Source organism: Microbacterium sp. NPDC089695 (assembly GCF_044749085.1).
Lineage (GTDB): Bacteria > Actinomycetota > Actinomycetes > Actinomycetales > Microbacteriaceae > Microbacterium.
Genome location: NZ_JBIVHG010000001.1, coordinates 2,150,625 through 2,168,628 on the forward strand (window position 1 = coordinate 2,150,625; position 18,004 = coordinate 2,168,628).

Consider the following 18,004-nt stretch of genomic DNA (forward strand, 5'->3'; position numbering starts at 1 on the left):
CGGGGCGCACTCTGAGAGGGCGTTGTTGAAGGAGCACACACCATGAACGAAGACAGCACCCAGGACCACTCGGCATCCGCGTCGAACGACGCCGTGCCGTCCACCGAGGCCGCAGAGACCGTCGACCGTTCGACGACCCCCGCCGCCGCTGAGACCGGTGCCGCGCCCGGTCAGGGGCACGAGGTGCCTTCGACGTTCACGTCGACGCCGGCGACGCAGACCCCGGCAGTGCAGAGCCCGGCAGGGGAGAACCCCGCACCGAGCGTCTCATCTCCGTTCTTCGAGGCGCCGGCCGCCCAGCTCCCGCAGACGGGACCCGCGGCGCCGACGGCTCCGCAGCAGCCCTTCGTGGTGCCCGCGCCGACGGGCGCGACCCACCACCCCGGCACCGCGACCGCGCCCGGTGCCGCCTTCGGGATCCACACCGCGACACAGCCGGGGCAGCCGGTCGGCGGCCCGGTGAAGACCAAGGAGCAGAAGCCGCGGGCCGGCGCGAAGTTCGCCGCGATCGTCGTGGCCGCGGCCCTCGTCGGCGGCGTCGCCGGATTCGGCGGTGGCGCCCTGCTCACCGGCATCTCCAACCAGAACTCCACGGGCGTCGCCCAGGGACCCGAGACCGTCACGGTCAACAACCCCGGCTCGGTCAACGAGACCACGGCCGTCGCGACGGCCGCTCTGCCTTCGGTCGTGACGATCGAGGTCGCGGGCTCCGATCAGGCGGGCAGCGGCTCCGGAGTCATCATCAGCGATGACGGGTACGTGCTGACCAACACGCACGTCGTGACGCTCGGCGGCGCCGTCGCCGACCCCACGATCCGCGTGACGACCTCCGACGGCCGTATCTACACGGCGACGGTCGTCGGGACCGACCCGATCTACGACCTCGCGGTCATCAAGCTCACCGACGCGTCGGGGCTCACCCCGATCGAGTTCGCCGATTCGTCGAAGCTCAACGTCGGCGACACCGCGGTGGCGCTCGGCGCGCCGCTCGGCCTCTCCAACTCGGTGACCACGGGCATCGTGAGCGCGCTGAACCGCAGCATCCAGATCCAGTCGTCCGCTCTGCCCGACTCCTCCACCGAGGATGCGCCGCAGGACCAGCAGACGCCGGACGAGGGCGACAGCCAGGGACCGTTCCAGTTCGATCTGCCGGGCAACGGCCAGCAGCAGAGCTCGGAGAGCATCTCGATCGCCGTGATCCAGACCGACGCCGCGATCAACCACGGCAACTCCGGCGGCGCCCTCGTCAACAGCAAGGGCGAGCTGATCGGCATCAACGTCGCGATCGCCGGAGCCGGCAGCTCGGAGGAGTCCGGGTCGATCGGCATCGGCTTCGCGATCCCCTCCGACATCGCGAAGCGCGTGTCCGACGAGATCATCTCCGACGGCGCCGCGACGCACGGCCTGCTCGGCGCCTCGGTGCGCGACGCCGCGAGCGTCGAGAACGCCTCGGTCTCGGGCGCGTACATCGCCGATGTCACCGACCGCGGCGCCGCGGCGGGCGCCGGGCTGAAGGCCGACGACATCGTCACGCAGTTCAACGGCGTGCCGATCACGAGCGCGAACGACCTCACCGCCCAGGTGCGTGCGGCCGCCGCCGGCAGCGACGCCAAGGTCACCTACATCCGCGGCGGCAAGGAGTACGAGATCGAGGTCACGCTCGGCGAGCTCGCCGGCTGACCCCGCCCGCTCCCTCCCAGGGAAGGACGCCACCCCGCGATAGGCTCGCGGGGTGGCGTCCTTCTCCTTCGGCTCCGGCAATGCGGCCAAGCTGCTCCGGATCCCCGTGTACGTCCTCGGACGTCTCGGCACGGCCCTCGTGCCGCGCACGGACCGGTGGGTGTTCGGCTGCGGCGCCGGCGTCGGCGACGGTGCTCTCGCGCTGCAGCGGCTGGCCTCCGCAGAGGGGCATGACACGGTCTGGCTCACGTCGTCCGAGCGCGAAGCGCGTGCGGCGGCCGAGCTCGGCATCCGCACGATCCCCAAGGGAGGGATCCGCGGCTGGTGGGCGACGGCACGCGCCGGTGCGGTGATCGTGACCCACGGACTCGGCGACGTGAACCGCTACGGGATCGCCGGCGCCTTCGTGGTGCAGCTGTGGCACGGCATCCCGCTCAAGCGCATCGGGCTCGACTCGCCCGCGACCACGCAGGTGCCGGCCGTGCCCGGTGCTCCGCTCCTGCGCCGGCTCGTCGCGGCGCTGTACCGCGGAGCCGCTCAACGCATCCGCGTGCTGCCCGCGGCGTCGCATCGCTCGCGAGGTCGTCTCGAATCCGCGTTCGGCCTCGGCGACGATCGTGTGGTCGTGACGGGGGAGCCTCGGGTCGACGTGCTGTCGGCGGGTGAGCCCGGCGACCGGCGTGCGGCAGCCGTCGAGACTCTGAGGCGCGCGCTCGGCGATGCGCCCGCGGCCGCGCGCGTCGTCCTCTACGCCCCCACCTGGCGCGACGGCGCGGCGGACCCGGCGGTGCCGTCGGCCGTCGAATGGGTGCGCATCGTGCGTGCGCTCGAGCAGCACGACGCCGTGCTGCTGATCCGCTCGCACCCGCTCGGGGAGGGCGCGTACATGCCGCCCCTGCCGACGCGACGCGTCCGGCACTTCGGCTCGTCGATCCTCGCCGACGTCACCCCCGTGCTCCCGGCGGTCGATGTGCTCGTCACCGACTACTCCTCGCTCGCCTACGACGTGGGGCTGCTCGGGATGCCGGTCGTGTACCTCGCTCCCGATGCCGATCAGTACGCGCGCACACGAGGCTTCTACGGCCGGTTCGAGGATGTGGCGGGCGACGACGCCGCGACGGACTGGGGCGTCGCGCTCGCGCAGGTCGAGACGCTGCTCGGCGACCGGGCGGCGTTCGCCGCGAGGTCGGAGCGGTCCGCTACGCTCAGCGCGGAGATGCACGCGTTCCGTGACGGGCGCAACACGCGTCGCGTGTACGACACGATCCGTGCGCGGGGCGTCCCCGCGCCGAAGGGAGCAGCATGACAACGGCCCGGATCGATGAGGCGGCAGAGACGCTGATCATCGCAGGGGCGGGTCCGCGTCCCGCCAGCGCCGACCTGATCGGTCCTCGTGCGCGGGTCGAGGGCCGCATCACCGGCGGGGGCAAGACGTGGAAGGCGTCGTTCCCGCTCCGGGCCGCCCGCTGGGGAGGCGCCGACCTCCCGCTGCCGGCCGGAGAGTACGAGATCCGCATCGCCGACACCGCGCTCGACGACGTGACCCTCGACGCCCACGTGCTCGACGGCGTCCGCATCGCCGTCGACGGCGGCACCGCTCTGATCGCCGCGCCGATCGACCCGGTCTACGAGACGGCCGAGGGGCAGTCGACGCTCGAGGGCCGCTACGTCGCGCAGGCGGGCGGTACCGAGAACGCCGTGTTCTTCGAGAGCTTCTACGGGCGCAGCGTCGGCTGCAATCCGCAGGCCATCGACCGGGCTCTGTCCGTTCAGGCCCCCGGCGTCACCCGCTACTGGAGCGTGGTCGACCTGTCGGTCGCCGTTCCCGAAGGCGCGATCGCCGTGGTCGAGGGGAGTCCGGAGTGGTGGCGTGCGCGCGCCGCGTCGCGACTGCTGGTCGTGAACGACTGGCTGCGCCGGCGCTTCGCCCGCAAGGAGGGGCAGAAGGTCGTGCAGACGTGGCACGGCACGCCGCTCAAGCGTCTCGCGCTGCATCGTCCGGGCTTCGACCCCCGTCGCATGGCCGCGGTCGTCAAGGAGTCGCGCCGGTGGGACGTGCTGCTGGCGCAGAACACCTACTCGGAGCGCATCCTCCGCAAGGCCTATGCGTTCTTCGGTCGGCCGATCTGGGTCGAGGGCTATCCGCGCAACGACGCCCTGGTGCACGGAGATCCCTCCGCGATCCGCGCCGCCCTCGGCATCCACGACCACGAGCGCGTGCTGCTGTACGCGCCCACGTGGCGCGACGATCGCGCGGAGATGGTGGACTTCATCGATCCGGAGACGCTCGCGCAGCAGACCGACGCGGTCGTGCTCGTCCGCGGGCACTCACGCACGATCGACACCGGGCGCGATCGCGACGGCGCCCGTGTGATCGACGTCACCGGCTACCCCGAGACGGCGCAGCTCCTGCTCGCCGCGGACGCGCTCATCACGGACTACTCGTCGGTCATGTTCGACTACAGCGTCACCGGCAAGCCGATGTACTTCCTCGTGCCTGATCTGGATCACTACCGCGGTCAGTTGCGCGGGTTCTACTTCGATCTCGAGTCGCGAGCCCCGGGGCCGCTCGTGCGCACGCAGGACGAGCTCGTCGCCGCGCTGGCCGACGACGGCGGCGCGGAACGCTACGCCGAGCGCTATGTCGCATGGCGGGCGCAGTTCAACGTGCGTGACGACGGCCATGCGGCGGAGCGTGTGGTCGCCCGCATCCTCGACCAGGGGTTCGTCACCCGCTGAGCCGCGCTCCCGGCGCAGTCGGCGTCAGGGGAGCGGAGTGTTGCGCGTGCCCAGGCGGGAGGCGTCGACGGTGTCGCGCGCCCCGCGGAGCACGCCGCCGATGAACCCGAGCCCCCAGGACAGGTGCATGGTCGGCATCACGATCGCGGTCCACATGCGCTGACGAGGTCCGCCGCCGCCCGGCACGCACGCGACCGCGAGCACGAGCAGCACGTACGCCAGCAGGGGGAGGTACAGCAGGACAGAGAGGGCGATCGAGACCGCTCCGCCGACCAGGCCGGTCAGCTGCAGCACACCGAGAACCACGGCCGCCGCGACGAGGATCACGAGCGCCGGCGGCGCGAAGAACCGGATGCCGTTGCGTCGGCCGAATCGTCGCACCAGCTCGCCCCGCCACGCGCCGGTCGCGCGGAACTGCCGCGCCAGGCGGATCCAGCTCTCGCGCGGCCAGTACGTCACCGACAGCGTCGGATCGAACCACACCCGGTGCCCGGCGCGCCGGATCCGCAGGTTCAGCTCCCAGTCCTCGCCGCGGCGGATCGTCTCATCGAAGAGGCCCACCTCGTCGAGCACCTCGCGGCGCATGACGCCGAGATACGCGGACTCGGCCTCGCCCTCCTGCGTGCCCCCGTGGTACGCGCCGCCGCCGAGACCGACGGGGGAGTTGTACAGCCGCGCGACCGCACGCTGGAAGGGCGTGCGACCGTCCGCGCGCATGACGCCGCCGACGTTGGCCGCGCCCGTGCGCTCCAGCGTCGCGAGGGCGCGCGCCGCGTAGCCGGGCGACAGCTCCGAGTGCGCGTCGACGCGGATCACGGTGGCGTAGCGGCTCGCGCGGATCGCCGCGTTGAGTCCGACCGGGATGTGCGCGTCAGGGTTCTCCACGAGCCGGATGCGGGCGTCGGCCGCCGCGAGCCGGTGCGCGAGCTCGGTGGTGCCGTCGCTCGACGGACCGAGGGCGAGGACGAGCTCAGCCGGCACGTCGAGCTCCTGCGACAGCACGGAGCCGACGGCGTGCTCGAGGTAGGCGTGTTCGTTCAGCACGGGCATGACGAACGACACCCCGATCTCGGGAGCGGCGATCTCGTTCTCTGACACACCACGATCATGGCACGGGCCGTGCGGACGTTCCCTGATGGCGCCGTCGCGGCATCGGACGCGGGGTCGGGGCCGATCGCCGCCACTCGGTATCCTGGAGGGATGGGTGCAGTGTCCGACGCGAAGAAGGCCTACCGTCTGCTGAAGCGGGCGCTCGCCTCGCGCACCGCCGTGCAGCGGGTGCGTCGGCGCCTGGCTGCAGGCGAGCCGCACCTCCCCGAGCACTACAAGGTCGCGGTCTACTTCGCCGACGGCGCGGTCAACATGTACCAGATGCGCCAGTGGTATCGGCCGCTCGCCGAGCTCGCCGAGAGGTGGCCCGTGGTCGTGCTCTCGCGTTCGGCGACGGGGGCCGACAAGCTGCTCGACGAGGACGCGCCTCCGGTGGCTTTCGTGCCGACCGTGCGCGACCTCGAGCGCTTCATCGCGACGCAGGACATCCGCGTCGTGCTGTACGTGAATCAGAACACCCGCAACTTCCAGATGTTCCGCTACGGTCGGCGCTGGCATGTGTTCATCAACCACGGCGAGTCCGACAAGATGTACATGACCACGAACCAGTACAAGGCGTACGACTACGCTCTGGTCGCCGGTCAGGCGGCGCGAGATCGCCTGTCTCGCACGCTGTGGGACTACGACATCGACCGGCGCACGATCGAGATCGGTCGGCCGCAGGCCGATCACTACTCGGGCGCGCTGCCGTACAGCCCCGACGAGCGCACCGTGGTGCTGTACGCACCGACGTGGGAGGGCGACCGACCCAGCGCTCACTACGGCTCCATCGCTACCCACGGCGAGCAGCTCGCCGCGGCGGTGCTGACCTCGACGTCGCATCGACTGCTGTACCGCCCGCATCCGCGCAGCGGCGTGGTGGATTCCGAGTACGGTGCCGCGCACAGGCGGATCATCGCGGCGATCGCCGCGGCCAACGCCGCCGATCCCGGTGCGCAGCACGTGTATGACGACGGGCCCGAGCTCGGTTGGCAGCTCGCGGCCGCCGACGTCGCGGTGGTCGACATCTCCGCGATGGTCTACGATCGCCTCGCCGTGGGCAAGCCCCTCCTGGTGACCCGGCCGGCCGATGAGCGCGCCGAGGTCGACACGAACGGGTACCTGTCGGACTGCGAATGGCTCACGACCGACACGGCGGGCGACATCATCGCCGAGAGCGAGCGGGTGCGCGCCGACGAGGCGGCCACGGCGCGGCTGCGCATGTGGGTACAGCACTACTTCGGCGACACCTCGCAGGGCGTGGCCACCGCGAAGTTCCACGCCGCCGTCGAGCGGCTGATGGACGAGTGGGACGAGTGGCGTGCCCGTGAGGTGGGGGCGATCCGCTCCGACGAGGACGACGATGACGACGAGGTCGACGACGAGGAGGTCTGACCGTGGAGCTGTCCCGCGCCCGTGAGATCGTACCCCGCATCGAGGTGCTCCCCGAGGTGGGATCGACCAACGCGGCTCTGCGAGCCCTCGCGGTCGACGACGCCGCGTGGCCGCACCTGGCGGTGCTGCTGACCGACACGCAGACGGCCGGCCGTGGTCGTCTCGATCGCACATGGATCGCACCGGCCGGCTCGTCGCTGGCCATCTCGGTCGTGCTGCGTCGGCTGCCGGCCGAGCCCGAGGTGCGGGGATGGATCCCGCTCGCGGCGGGCGTCGCGATGGCGGACGCGGTCGCCGCTCAGCTGCCGTCGTCCGACGTCTCCGTCAAATGGCCGAACGACGTCCTCGTCGACGGAAGCAAGATCTGCGGCATCCTCGCCGAGGCCGGTGGCGACGCCGTGATCGTGGGTACCGGCGTGAACACCGCGATGACCGCATCCGAGCTTCCGGTGCCCACGGCGACGTCGTTCGCTGTGCTCGGTGCGCAGGTCGATCCCGATCGTCTGCTCGCCGACTACCTCGGCGCCCTGCGCGATCTGATCGCAGGGCTCGTCGACAGCGGCGACGCGGTCGCGAGCGGGCTCCACGGCGCCGTCACCGCGCGCTGCGCGACGATCGGCCTCGACGTCGACGTGTCGCTCCCGGGGTCGCGGCGCCTGACGGGCACGGCCACCGGGATCGATCACGACGGCCGCCTCATGGTGCGCGCGGACGACGGCGAGCACGTCGTCGCCGCGGGCGATGTCGTGCACGTGCGCCCCGCGCAAGACTGACACGCCCGGGGCGAGAGGCCGGTTGTCGGCGCCGACCGGCACAATGGAGGGGTGACCCAGCCCGTGACCCTCGGCGGACGGCCGACGATGCCGCCGCCCGGCAGCCCTGCAGAGGAACTGCTCATCGCCCGGTTCCGTGGTCACGCGCGCCGACTGTTCTGGTCGGCGCTGGTGCTCATCGGCGTGTTCGGTGGCACGACGTACTTCCTCGGCAACCTCCCGGCGCCCTTCGAGGACTGGATGCTCCTCAGCGCCGGAGGCGCGTTGATCGTGCTGCTGGTGCTGGTCCCGTGGCTGATCTGGTGGTCGCGCACCGTGACGGTGACGACGCGACGGGTGATCGTGAACCGCGGCATCGGCGCACGCAGTCGTCAGGAGATGTCCCACGCCCGCGGGTACACGATCAGCGTCCGTCGGGGCCCGTTGCAGCGCCTCTGGGGCGCGGGCACGATCACGCTCTCCAACGGCGTCGACGCGCCGCTGCGGCTCGCGAACGTCCCCACCGTGACCCTCGTGCACGAGACTCTGGCCGATCAGATCGAGGTCAGTCAGATCCTCGCGCACCGCGATGCGCAGTCCGGTCACGACAGCGTGCCGGTCTCCTGATCCGGATCGCCGAGTCGAGCGTCCACGCGCGTGCGGACAGGTGTGATCCGGGTGCCCGCCGATGCGAGACAATGGTCGTGACGAATGGAGGCGGCACATGGCGCTGCGTGTGGGCGTGATCGGTGGAGGCCAGCTGGCCAGGATGATGATCGCTCCGGCGGTCGAGCTCGGACTCGAGCTGCGCGTCCTCGCGGAGGGCGAGGGGATGTCGGCCCGGCTCGCGGCCACCGCGGTGGGCGACTACCGCGATCTCGACGCGGTCCGCGCGTTCGTGAAGGACGTCGACGTCGTCACTTTCGATCACGAGCATGTGCCGCAGGACGTGCTGCGTGCGCTGGTCGCGGAGGGTGTCGCGGTGCACCCCGGACCCGATGCTCTGCAGTACGCGCAGGACAAGCTCGCGATGCGCGCGCGCCTCACCGAGCTCGGCGTGCCGCAGCCGGACTGGGCCCCCGTGCGCGATGCGGCGGAGCTGCAGGCCTTCCTCGACGCCCATGACGGCGCCGGAGTCGTCAAGACGCCACGCGGCGGGTACGACGGCAAGGGCGTGCGCGTGGTCCGCGCGGCGGCCGAGGCGCAGGACTGGATCGACGCGCTCCCCGAGGGGGACGCGCTGCTCGTCGAGGAGCTCGTCGGCTTCGTGCGCGAGCTCGCCCAGCAGGTCGCGCGCCGGCCCGGCGGCGAGATGGTCGCGTACCCCGTCGTCGAGACCGTGCAGCGCGACGGCGTCTGCGCCGAGGTCATCGCCCCCGCGCCGGCCGCAGCCGACCGTCTCGTGCAGGTGGCCGAGGGCATCGGCCGGACGATCGCAGAGGGTCTCGGCGTCACCGGCATGCTCGCCGTCGAGCTCTTCGAGACCGACGACGAGCGCATCCTCGTGAACGAACTGGCGATGCGTCCGCACAACAGCGGCCACTGGAGCCAGGACGGAGCGGTGACCGGGCAGTTCGAGCAGCACCTGCGTGCCGTCGCCGACCTCCCGCTCGGCGACGTCTCGCCGCGCGCGCCCTGGGCGGTCATGGTCAACATCCTGGGCGGTCCGCAGGACGCGACGCTCGGCGAGCGATTCGCGGCGGCGATGTCCGAGCATCCCTCCGCGAAGATCCACACGTACGGCAAGGACCCGCGCCCCGGACGCAAGGTCGGCCATGTCAACGTCGCCGGAGACGACCTCGACGATGCGGTGTACGTGGCGCGCGCGGCGGCCGCGCACTTCGACTGAGAGACGCGGGACGAGCGGCTCGGCCGCTTGCGCGCGCCGTTCGGGGGATCTCCCAGCGGCAGACCGTAGCCTGAGTGGGTGAATGAGCCCCTCCACTCCGCCGCCACGCCGCTCGTCGGCGTCATCATGGGATCCGACTCCGACTGGCGGGTGATGAGCGACGCCTCGCAGGCCCTCACCGACTTCGGGATCCCGCACGAGGTGGAGGTCGTCTCCGCCCACCGCACACCCGACAAGCTCATGACGTACGCGCGTGAGGCGCGGTCTCGCGGCATCCGGGTGATCATCGCGGGCGCCGGAGGTGCCGCGCATCTCCCGGGCATGGTCGCGTCGATGACCGCGCTGCCCGTGATCGGCGTGCCGGTGCCCCTCGCGTATCTCGACGGGATGGACTCGCTGCTCTCGATCGTGCAGATGCCGGCGGGCATCCCGGTCGCGACGGTGTCGATCGGCGGGGCGCGCAACGCCGGCCTGCTGGCCGCACGCATCCTCGGTACGTCCGACGACGATCTCGCCGACCGTGTCGAGGCCTACGCCCGCGACCTCGAGGCACAGGTGGAGGAGAAGAACGAACGGTTGAAGGGGTCGCTGTGACCCTGGCGCCCCCGCGCGGCGCAGCCCGACCGCTCATCGAGACCCGGCCGCTGCGCAACCCCGACACGACCGACGCGGGGACGATGACGAAGCGCGGCTGGTGGCTCGTCGTCCTGAACCTGCTGGTGCCGGGATCGGCCCAGGTGCTCGCTGGTAACCGCCGTCTCGGACGTTTCGGCCTCGGGGCCACGCTCACCGCGTGGTTCCTGGTCGTCGTCGCCGCGGGCCTGGCGCTCTTCGCGCGACCGGTGCTGCTCTGGCTCACGGTCGGCGGCGGCTGGGTGTCGGCGGTGGTCCTCACGCTCGTCCAGGCGGTGCTCGTCGGATACGTCGTGCTGTGGATCGTCCTGACGTTCGACGTGCTGCGACTCGTGCGTCTCGTGCGCATCCCCGGACCCTCGAAGTTCGCGATCCCTCTGGTCGCACTGCTGCTGCTCGGACTGGTCGGAGGCGGCACGGCGTACGCCGCGACCGTCGTCGGCTCCGCGCGCTCCACGATCAGCACGATCTTCGGTCAGAGCGGTCCGAGCCTCCCGCCGAGCGACGGCTATTACAACATCCTCCTTCTCGGCGCCGACAGCGGCGAGGGGCGCGACTCCATGCGATACGACAGCATCTCCGTCGTATCGGTCAACGCGACGACCGGTGCAGTGACGATCACGGGCATCCCGCGTGAGCTGCCGAACGCGCCGTTCAGCGAGGGCAGCCCGATGCAGGCGCTCTACCCGAACGGGTTCGAGGGGCACAGCTCGAGCAGCTGCGGCTGGAACGGCTGGATGAACCACGTGCGCAACGCCGCCGAGATCTGCCGTGACGACAAGGGCACGGGGCTCTATCCCGATGCGGCGGCCCAAGGTTCCGATCCCGGCATCGAGGCGACGAAGGATGCCGCGGAGGGCGTTCTCGGCATCGAGATCCCGTACTACGTCTTCGTCGACATGCACGGTTTCGCAGATCTCGTCGATGCGCTCGGGGGAGTGGACATCACCGTGACCGAGCGGCTGCCGAAGGGCGGTCCGCCCGACGGCACCGACCCGCGCGATGTCGACGCCTGGGCGATCGGATGGATCGAACCCGGTGCGCAGCACATGGACGGCGACACGGCCCAGTGGTACGCGAGGTCGCGCTACACGACCAGCGACTGGGACCGCATGAAGCGTCAGCGTGAACTGCAGGAGGCGATCCTCGCGCAGTTCACCCCGCAGACCGTGCTCACGCGATTCAACGACGTCGCAGCCGCGGGGACGGCGCTCATCAGCACCGATCTGCCGCAGGACAAGCTGCCCGAGTTCTTCGATCTCATGACGAAGGCGAAGGAGCAGCCGGTCACGACTATCGAGCTCACGCCGGAGAACGGCGTCGATGAGCACTCGCCGGACTACGAGTACATCCACGCGATGATCCAGCAGGCCCTGCATCCTCCGACGGCGACGCCCACCCCGACGCCCTGACTCTTCGGGACCATGGCTTTGGCCACGGTCCGAGCATGGGCGCGAATAAGCCCACGGCCGCCACTCGAGAGTGAAGAGGGGGCGGTCGTGGGCTTTCCGGCTCGTCACCGGATTCGCCAACCGACGGTGATCGGAGGGGGAGGGATCACCGTCGGTCGGTCGATCCCCGCGATGCGGGGACCTGATCTATGCGCGCTTGCGGCGGATGACGCCGGTCGCGACGAGTGCACCACCGGCCACGAGAGCCGCTGCACCGCCACCCACGACCCACGGCGAGACGCTGCCGCCGGTGAGTGCGAGCTCGAGGCCGTCGCCAGTGAGCGGCATCTCGGTGCCGGCCGCGGCGGGATCGTGGTGGCAGCTCGCGCCGACGACCGCGCCCTGCGACACCGTGATCCTCGCGGTGTACGAGGCGGCAGAGGCCTGAGACGCGGTGACCGTGCGAGCGGTGGTCGCGCCGCCGGATGCCTGCGAGCGGTCGAACGTGACGGCGTACGTGCCGTCGCCGTCGGCCGGCGGGCGGAACGACACCACGAGGCTGCCGTCGGCGGCTGCGGTGTTGCCCGAGACGGCGGCGTCGGCCGCGTTCAGCCCCGACACCGACACGCCGAGCGTCTCGGACGGCTCGTAGTATCCGGCGCCGAACGCGATGGTCGACGCTCCGCACGAGCTGATGACGGGCTGGTCGACCGACACCCGCGGAGGCTCCGCGTACGAGTCGGTGGCAGCAGAGGCGACAGTCGGTGCCATGAGCACGAGTGCGCCAGCGGTCAGGCTGATGGCAGCCAGTTTCTTCAGCATGATTCTCCCCAGAAATTCACGCGGAATCGCCTCCGGATACACCCCTGCATCCGATGGCGTGGGCTCATCCTGTCCCCACGACAGGATTGCAGAACCCAGATATTCCCCAGTGAGGATGACACTACATCATCGACGGGCGAAAGTCACGATCCGCAGCGCAGTTCTTCGCGGGAGATCTCCGGGGTGCGGATCATCGGGGTGTGCTCGACCTCCGTGAGCCTGTTCCCGGCCCCGCCGCCCTGGAACTCGACCGTGATCGTCGCGGACTCTCCCGGGGCGAGCAGCACCTCCTGCTGCACCGCGGAGCGCGCTCCGAGCACAGCGGTCTGGGTGTTCCCGTCGCCGCCGCCGTCGCGGTCGACGAACGAGGGCGTGGCGTCCTCGGGCCCGTAGACCATGATCAACGTGCGCACCATGCCGGGGGTGACCCCGTAGGTCCCGTCGCCCGTGACGTACGGCGGGAGCGATGTGCCGGCGTCCGCCGGCGCGTTGTTAGTCCAGGTCACCCGCACCTGCGTGGTCGGCTCGCCGTCGCATGTCCCCACCGCGGTGGCGATCGTCGCGTCGGTGTAGAAGTCCATCTTCGCGCCGGTGGTGTCGTTGAGCAGGACGCCGACGTGACTGGTGGCGTCGTCGCGGGGGATCGCGCCGCCGAGCGCGCTCGCGGCGAGGATCTCCTCCTCGTCGTCGTGGGCGCTCCAGATGCGGATCCTGTCCTCCTCCGCCGAGGTCGCGAGGGCACCCACGAGGTCGCGGGGGTCTGCGGTGGTGAGGGCCGCGCTGAACAGGACCCCTGCCGCCTTCGCGAAGATCTGGTCCTGCGCCACCGGGTCCGGGAACAGCGTGTACACCTGCGAGAGCAGCAGCCCGACGACGTCGTCCTTCGTCGCCGTGAACGGGCCGAACGAGAGCGGCCCGGTCGCCGCCAGCAGATGCTCCGTCACCACTGCGTCGACCGCGATGACGCCGTCGACCGCGGTGCCGTACCGCTGCGTCCACCGTGCGGCGATCACGGGTGCGGCCTCGGTGAAGTCGGGGATGTTCGTGACGTTCTGCAGGTAGCGGCCGGGGCGGTCCTCGAACAGCGCCACGGTCGACTCACTCAACGGGAGAGCCTCCGCGAGGGGCGGGAAGTCCATCGCCGACCCCTGTTGCACCAGCGAGATGCGGCCGTTCTCGGCATGCAGGAGCGCGATCGCGCCGATGATCCCACCAGACGATCGCAGCTCCGCGTTGTTCTGCATGGCGACGACGTAGTTCCTCGGCCCCTCGGCCCCGAGCATGCTCGGCAGGAGGGCGGAGGCGCCGTGCAGGGCGCCGACCACGGTCGCGGCTTCGGTGACCGCCGAGCGCATCTGGCGGACGGCGTCGGCGAGGGGAGGGAGCGTCGCGTCCGCGTCGATGCGCAGCGCGCGATCCTCCGCGGTGCTGAGAGTGTCATCGGCGTCGGCCAACGAGGGCTCGACCGCGGCGAACGGCGCGAGGTCGACGGCGCCGTTCACGAGGCCCAGACTCGCGAGGTCGATCTCTCCGGCCGCATCGAGAACGGGCACCAGCGCGTCGGAGGCGACGTCGTCGGCGATCGCGGCGACGTCGCTCACGGCGGAGAAGTTGGGTCCGAGCCAGGGCACGACGCCGAACGCGTGCCAGACCGGATCCGACGTCAGATCGTGCGCCGACTCGGCGTGGTGCGCGATGCGCGCCGAGAGCGTGCTCGCGCGGTCGAGGTCGCCCTCGCCTATCGCGGTCTTGAGCTGGTTCGCGGAGGTCGAGACCTGCTGCAGGTCGGAGACGGCGCCGATCCCGCGCACCGTGACCCAGCCGATCGCGAGCACCAGCAGCGTCAGGACAATGCCGATGGACCATCGCAGCCACCGGCGACGTACCGGCAGGCGTCCGTCACTCACCCCTGCATTCAAGCACGAACGGGCGAATCGACCGAGCCTCGCCCCGCCTCCCGGGCCGGACGCCGCGTGCACATTACTCTTGTCGCATGGGTGCTCGGCTGCGTGTGGTTCTGGATCAGCTCGTGCATGTCGTCGACGCGGATCAGGCCTGGGCGGCCGTCGACCTGACGGCGGGGCTCGTCGCCACGACACCCGCGAACTGCGATGTCGCGGCGATCGTCCCCTCCGGTGCCGAGGTCGACGTGCCCGGCGTCGCGGACGTCCGGCGGCTCTCTCTCGCGAGGCGCGAGCTCGCGGCATCCTGGCAGATGGGCCTCGTGCCCGGCGTCGGCGGGGGACTCATCCATTCGGCATCCCTCATGGCTCCTCTCGTGCGGCACGACCGCGTGCACGACAACGACCAGACCACTGTGACGGTGTGGGATCTCCGGGCATGGGATGCTCCCGGCACCCTGTCGAAGTCGGCTGTCGCGTGGCAGCGGTCGATGCTGAAGCGCGCGGCCAAGCATGCGGATGCCGTGGTCGTGCCGACCCACGCGATCGCGGCGCGCCTCGCCGAGATCGCCAAGGTCCGCGACCGCATCCGGGTCATCCCCGGTGCACAGCCGACCGGGTTCGCGGTGCCGCTCGACGCCGCGTCCCGCCGTGCTGCCCTCTCGCTCCCGGACGGCTATGTCGTGCTGTCCGGCGCGGCGGATTCGCTCGACCGTGGTTTCCGCGCGGCAGCGGCCGCAGGCAGGGACGCCGTCGTGCTCGACGCGCTCGAGGGCACCGAGCCGCGGCTCGCCGAGATCGCGGCGTCGGCGGGGCTGCCGGAGTCCCGGGCGCACGTCCGCGGTGCTCTGTCGCGTGATGACAGGGCAGCGGTCTTCGCCGGCGCGTCGGCACTCGTCGCCACGAGCGATCTCGCCGCGTGGCCGTGGCGGATCCTCGAGGCCATGGCCGTCGGAGTGCCGGTCGTGGCCGTCGAGAGCGACGTGCATCGCGACGTGGTCGTGGACGGCGGAGCGATCGTCGGGGCGGACGACCTGTCCGATGCGGTCGTGGATGCGGTCGGTGCGGGCGCGCGACGCCTCAGCGTGCTGGCGGCGGACCGGTCGCGGGCGTTCTCCTGGCAGGGGGCGGCCGAGCGCGTGTGGGGTCTGCACGCCGACCTGTGACGACCTGAACGGTCGCTGTGTCTTCGGGGGACACGCCGACACGAATCGGCGAAATTCGGGTAACAGTGGCATCATCTCGCAACTTCCGTCACACTGGTCACATGTCTCGACGTGCCCCACGCTCTCGAAACACCAAGAGGATGCCCCAGATCCTCGCCACGTTCATCGCCGTCTCGGCACTCGTGGTCGGTGTGATAGTCCCGTCTGCCTCCGCTTCGGCGATCACCGCCTCGAGTATCGGCGTGGTGCAGGCGCGAGAGGTCAAGACGACGCTCGCCGGCTTCTCCGCCGGCAACATCATCAGCGACCGCGTGTTCACGAACAAGAACACGATGACCGAGGCGCAGATCCAGAGCTTCTTCAACAGCAAGGTCTCGCGGTGTCTCGGCGGACGCGACGAAGACGGCAAGGCGATCGTCTGCCTCAAGGACTTCCGCATCACGTCGGTGTCGCGACCGGCCGATGCGTACTGCAACGGGTACACCGGGGCCGCGAACGAGTCCGCCGCGCGCATCATCTATCGCGTCGCGCAGTCGTGCAACATCAACCCGCAGGTGCTGATCGTGATGCTGCAGAAGGAGCAGGGGCTCATCACGCACACATGGCCGAGCGCCTGGCGATACAACATCGCTCTCGGACAGGGATGCCCCGACACGGCGCCGTGCGACCCGAACTTCATCGGCTTCTTCCACCAGATCTACGGCGCCGCGCGCCAGATGCAGATCTACATGGAGGGCAAGTGGTTCCAGTGGTACGCGCCGGGCAAGACCTGGAACATCCTGTACCACCCGAACTCGGCGTGCGGGTCGGGCCGCGTCTACATCGCGAACGCGGCGACCGCAGCGCTCTACTACTACACGCCCTACCAGCCGAACGCCGCGGCGCTGCGCGCCGGGTACGGTCTCGGCAACAGCTGCTCGGCCTACGGCAACAGGAACTTCTACAACTACTTCACCGACTGGTTCGGATCCACCCAGGGCGGTCCGAGCATCCCGCCGCCCGTGCTCGCGTCGACGTCGTCGTCGTCGTTCATGGTGTCGGCCGACACCGCGGGCAAGGTCTGGGGATACCCGTTCTCGCGTGGCGCGTGGGGCTCCCGCGTCGAGCTCGCGACCGGGCTCGGAGCAGTGCGCGACGTCCTCGGCGTCGGCGACCTGAACGGCGACGGCCACCGAGACTTCGTCGCCCTCACCGAAGCGGGCGGGGCGTATCTCCTCCCGGGTGACGGCGGGACCAATCTCGGGAACGCCGTCGTGCTCGCCGGAGACTGGTCGGGGATCGTCCTCGCGGCCCAGGCCGGAGACTTCAACGGAGACGGCATACCCGACATCTTCACGACGAACTCCCGAGGCGAACTCCAGCTCCGCGCCGGCGACGACCGTGGCGGATTCCGGGCGCCCGTCGTCGTGGGCACCGGCTGGGGAGGGATGAACCTCATCTCCGGAGTCGACAACCTGCGCGGTGACGGCAGGTTCTCGCTCGTCGCCCGTGACGGCGCCGGGCGGCTCTTCTCGTACCCGCAGGTCGGCGCCGGCCAGTGGGGGACACGGACGCAGATCGGATCCGGGTGGTCGGGGATGACCGACGTGTTCAGTCCCGGTGACTTCACCGGCGACGGTGTCGACGACCTCTTCGCGCAGACCGCGGCCGGTGCGATGGTGCTGTATCGCGGTGTGAAGGGCGGCGGACTGCTCAAGCACGGCACGGTGGGCACCGGATGGCAGACCATGACGGCGCGTTCGAGCTCAGGCGAGGCGGCGTCGGCGCCGCGTGCGCTCCCGGGCGGAGCGGGCAACGTCGACGGGGTCCCCGGTGGCGACGTGATCGCGGTGAACGCGGCCGGGCAGCTCCTGTCTTACGGCGCCACCGGATCGGGCAACTGGACCGGTCGGGTCCAGCAGCTGTCGACGGGATGGACCGCGACCGATCGCCTCGTCACGCTGGGCGACTTCACCGGCGACGGTCTGCCCGACGTGGGGCGGGTCGCGCCGGACGGATCGTTCTTCCTCTACGCAGGCAAGGCGGGCGGCGGATTCGACGCGCCCACCCGCATCGGCAGCGGTTGGAACGCTTTCACCGCCGTGATCGGCAACATCGACGTCGACGGCGACCGCATCCCCGACGTCCTCGCCGTGGACAGCGGCGGGCGGCTCCTGCTCTACCGCGGATCCGGCGCCGGCGGATGGGCACCCGGTGGCGGCGCCGTGGTCGGCAACGGCTGGGGCGGGTTCGACGCGATCGTGAGCGTCGGCGATCTCGACGGCGACGGCAGCCATGACCTCATCGCGCGCAGCGCCGACGGCAGGCTCACGCTCTACGCCGGCACCGGCACGGGGTCGTGGAAGGCTCCTCGCGTCGTCGGCTCGGGCTGGGGCGCCATGACGCACATCATCGGGAGCGGCGATTTCAACGGCGACGGTGTGGACGACGTCCTCGCGGTCGGCGCGGGCGGTCAGCTCTACCTCTACCGAGGCGACGGCAACGGAGGGTGGAGGGCCGGGCTCCAGATCGGCAACGGCTGGCAGTCCATGCGGCAGATCGGCTGAACGGATCTCCGGCTCGCGCTGGTGTCAGCGTCTGCTCGCGT

Annotated in this window: 14 protein-coding genes; 11 read left to right on the forward strand and 3 right to left on the reverse strand. The window is 70.8% G+C overall.

Annotated elements, in window-relative coordinates; translation table 11 throughout:
• The first annotated feature begins 42 nt into the window (after window positions 1–42).
• Genes ACIPYT_RS10340 through ACIPYT_RS10350 form a run of 3 tightly spaced genes read left to right on the forward strand, consistent with a single transcriptional unit; the run spans window position 43 to window position 4,419 of the window.
• Window positions 43–1,680: a trypsin-like peptidase domain-containing protein gene (locus tag ACIPYT_RS10340; RefSeq protein WP_401073337.1), complete on the forward strand. Its 1,638-nt coding sequence runs from the start codon at window positions 43–45 to the stop codon at window positions 1,678–1,680.
• A gap of 52 nt (window positions 1,681–1,732) precedes the next feature.
• Window positions 1,733–2,986 carry a CDP-glycerol glycerophosphotransferase family protein gene (locus tag ACIPYT_RS10345; RefSeq protein ID WP_401073339.1) on the forward strand — a complete coding sequence of 418 codons (1,254 nt, stop codon included), beginning with the start codon at window positions 1,733–1,735 and terminating at the stop codon, window positions 2,984–2,986.
• Window positions 2,983–4,419: a CDP-glycerol glycerophosphotransferase family protein gene (locus ACIPYT_RS10350; protein WP_401073342.1), complete on the forward strand. Its 1,437-nt coding sequence runs from the start codon at window positions 2,983–2,985 to the stop codon at window positions 4,417–4,419. Before ACIPYT_RS10345 ends, ACIPYT_RS10350 begins: the two co-directional genes overlap by 4 nt.
• Before the next feature lie 24 nt (window positions 4,420–4,443).
• Here ACIPYT_RS10350 and ACIPYT_RS10355 read toward each other — a convergent pair whose 3' ends face one another.
• Window positions 4,444–5,469, reverse strand: a complete 1,026-nt coding sequence (locus ACIPYT_RS10355; protein ID WP_401074808.1) for a glycosyltransferase family 2 protein — start codon at window positions 5,467–5,469, stop codon at window positions 4,444–4,446.
• Between the two features lie 150 nt (window positions 5,470–5,619).
• Between ACIPYT_RS10355 and ACIPYT_RS10360 the strand changes: the two genes are divergently transcribed.
• From ACIPYT_RS10360 to ACIPYT_RS10385, 6 genes are all read left to right on the forward strand, one after another.
• A complete protein-coding gene (locus ACIPYT_RS10360; RefSeq protein WP_401073345.1) occupies window positions 5,620–6,903 on the forward strand; it encodes a CDP-glycerol glycerophosphotransferase family protein in 1,284 nt (427 codons plus the stop codon).
• A 2-nt stretch (window positions 6,904–6,905) separates the two neighbouring features.
• Entirely contained in the window at window positions 6,906–7,676 is a 771-nt protein-coding gene (locus tag ACIPYT_RS10365) for a biotin--[acetyl-CoA-carboxylase] ligase (RefSeq protein WP_401073347.1), read from the forward strand.
• A gap of 51 nt (window positions 7,677–7,727) precedes the next feature.
• Complete coding sequence (locus ACIPYT_RS10370) at window positions 7,728–8,282, forward strand: PH domain-containing protein (protein WP_401073351.1); 555 nt, start codon at window positions 7,728–7,730, stop codon at window positions 8,280–8,282.
• Between the two features lie 97 nt (window positions 8,283–8,379).
• Entirely contained in the window at window positions 8,380–9,504 is a 1,125-nt protein-coding gene (locus tag ACIPYT_RS10375; RefSeq protein ID WP_401073354.1) for a 5-(carboxyamino)imidazole ribonucleotide synthase, read from the forward strand.
• Between the two features lie 126 nt (window positions 9,505–9,630).
• Window positions 9,631–10,098, forward strand: a complete 468-nt coding sequence (gene purE, locus ACIPYT_RS10380; RefSeq protein ID WP_401074811.1) for a 5-(carboxyamino)imidazole ribonucleotide mutase — start codon at window positions 9,631–9,633, stop codon at window positions 10,096–10,098.
• Window positions 10,095–11,549, forward strand: coding sequence for an LCP family protein (locus ACIPYT_RS10385; protein WP_401073357.1), 1,455 nt, complete (start codon window positions 10,095–10,097; stop codon window positions 11,547–11,549). The genes purE and ACIPYT_RS10385 overlap by 4 nt, the downstream gene beginning before the upstream one ends.
• A 186-nt stretch (window positions 11,550–11,735) precedes the next feature.
• On the opposite strand, the gene ACIPYT_RS10390 is transcribed toward ACIPYT_RS10385, so the two are convergent.
• Entirely contained in the window at window positions 11,736–12,350 is a 615-nt protein-coding gene (locus tag ACIPYT_RS10390) for a hypothetical protein (protein ID WP_401073359.1), read from the reverse strand.
• Window positions 12,351–12,493: 143 nt separating this feature from the next.
• Window positions 12,494–14,257, reverse strand: coding sequence for a DUF4012 domain-containing protein (locus ACIPYT_RS10395; protein WP_401073362.1), 1,764 nt, complete (start codon window positions 14,255–14,257; stop codon window positions 12,494–12,496).
• 86 nt (window positions 14,258–14,343) lie between these two features.
• On the opposite strand from ACIPYT_RS10395, the gene ACIPYT_RS10400 reads away from it, so the two are divergent.
• Together ACIPYT_RS10400 and ACIPYT_RS10405 are read left to right on the forward strand one after the other, a co-directional pair.
• Window positions 14,344–15,417, forward strand: coding sequence for a glycosyltransferase (locus ACIPYT_RS10400; RefSeq protein WP_401073365.1), 1,074 nt, complete (start codon window positions 14,344–14,346; stop codon window positions 15,415–15,417).
• Between the two features lie 140 nt (window positions 15,418–15,557).
• On the forward strand, window positions 15,558–17,963 hold the full coding sequence (locus tag ACIPYT_RS10405) for an FG-GAP repeat domain-containing protein (protein ID WP_401073367.1): 2,406 nt from the start codon (window positions 15,558–15,560) through the stop codon (window positions 17,961–17,963).
• Window positions 17,964–18,004 lie beyond the last annotated feature (41 nt).

What these genes read in the sequence shown, in the direction of transcription:
- ACIPYT_RS10340 (WP_401073337.1), top strand. Translation starts at nt 43, where the DNA reads ATGAACGAAGACAGCACCCAGGACCACTCGGCATCCGCGTCGAACGAC.
- ACIPYT_RS10350 (WP_401073342.1), top strand. Translation starts at nt 2,983, where the DNA reads ATGACAACGGCCCGGATCGATGAGGCGGCAGAGACGCTGATCATCGCA.
- ACIPYT_RS10355 (WP_401074808.1), bottom strand. Translation starts at nt 5,469, where the DNA reads ATGCCCGTGCTGAACGAACACGCCTACCTCGAGCACGCCGTCGGCTCC.
- ACIPYT_RS10360 (WP_401073345.1), top strand. Translation starts at nt 5,620, where the DNA reads ATGGGTGCAGTGTCCGACGCGAAGAAGGCCTACCGTCTGCTGAAGCGG.
- ACIPYT_RS10375 (WP_401073354.1), top strand. Translation starts at nt 8,380, where the DNA reads ATGGCGCTGCGTGTGGGCGTGATCGGTGGAGGCCAGCTGGCCAGGATG.
- purE (WP_401074811.1), top strand. Translation starts at nt 9,631, where the DNA reads ATGGGATCCGACTCCGACTGGCGGGTGATGAGCGACGCCTCGCAGGCC.
- ACIPYT_RS10390 (WP_401073359.1), bottom strand. Translation starts at nt 12,350, where the DNA reads ATGCTGAAGAAACTGGCTGCCATCAGCCTGACCGCTGGCGCACTCGTG.
- ACIPYT_RS10400 (WP_401073365.1), top strand. Translation starts at nt 14,344, where the DNA reads ATGGGTGCTCGGCTGCGTGTGGTTCTGGATCAGCTCGTGCATGTCGTC.
- ACIPYT_RS10405 (WP_401073367.1), top strand. Translation starts at nt 15,558, where the DNA reads ATGCCCCAGATCCTCGCCACGTTCATCGCCGTCTCGGCACTCGTGGTC.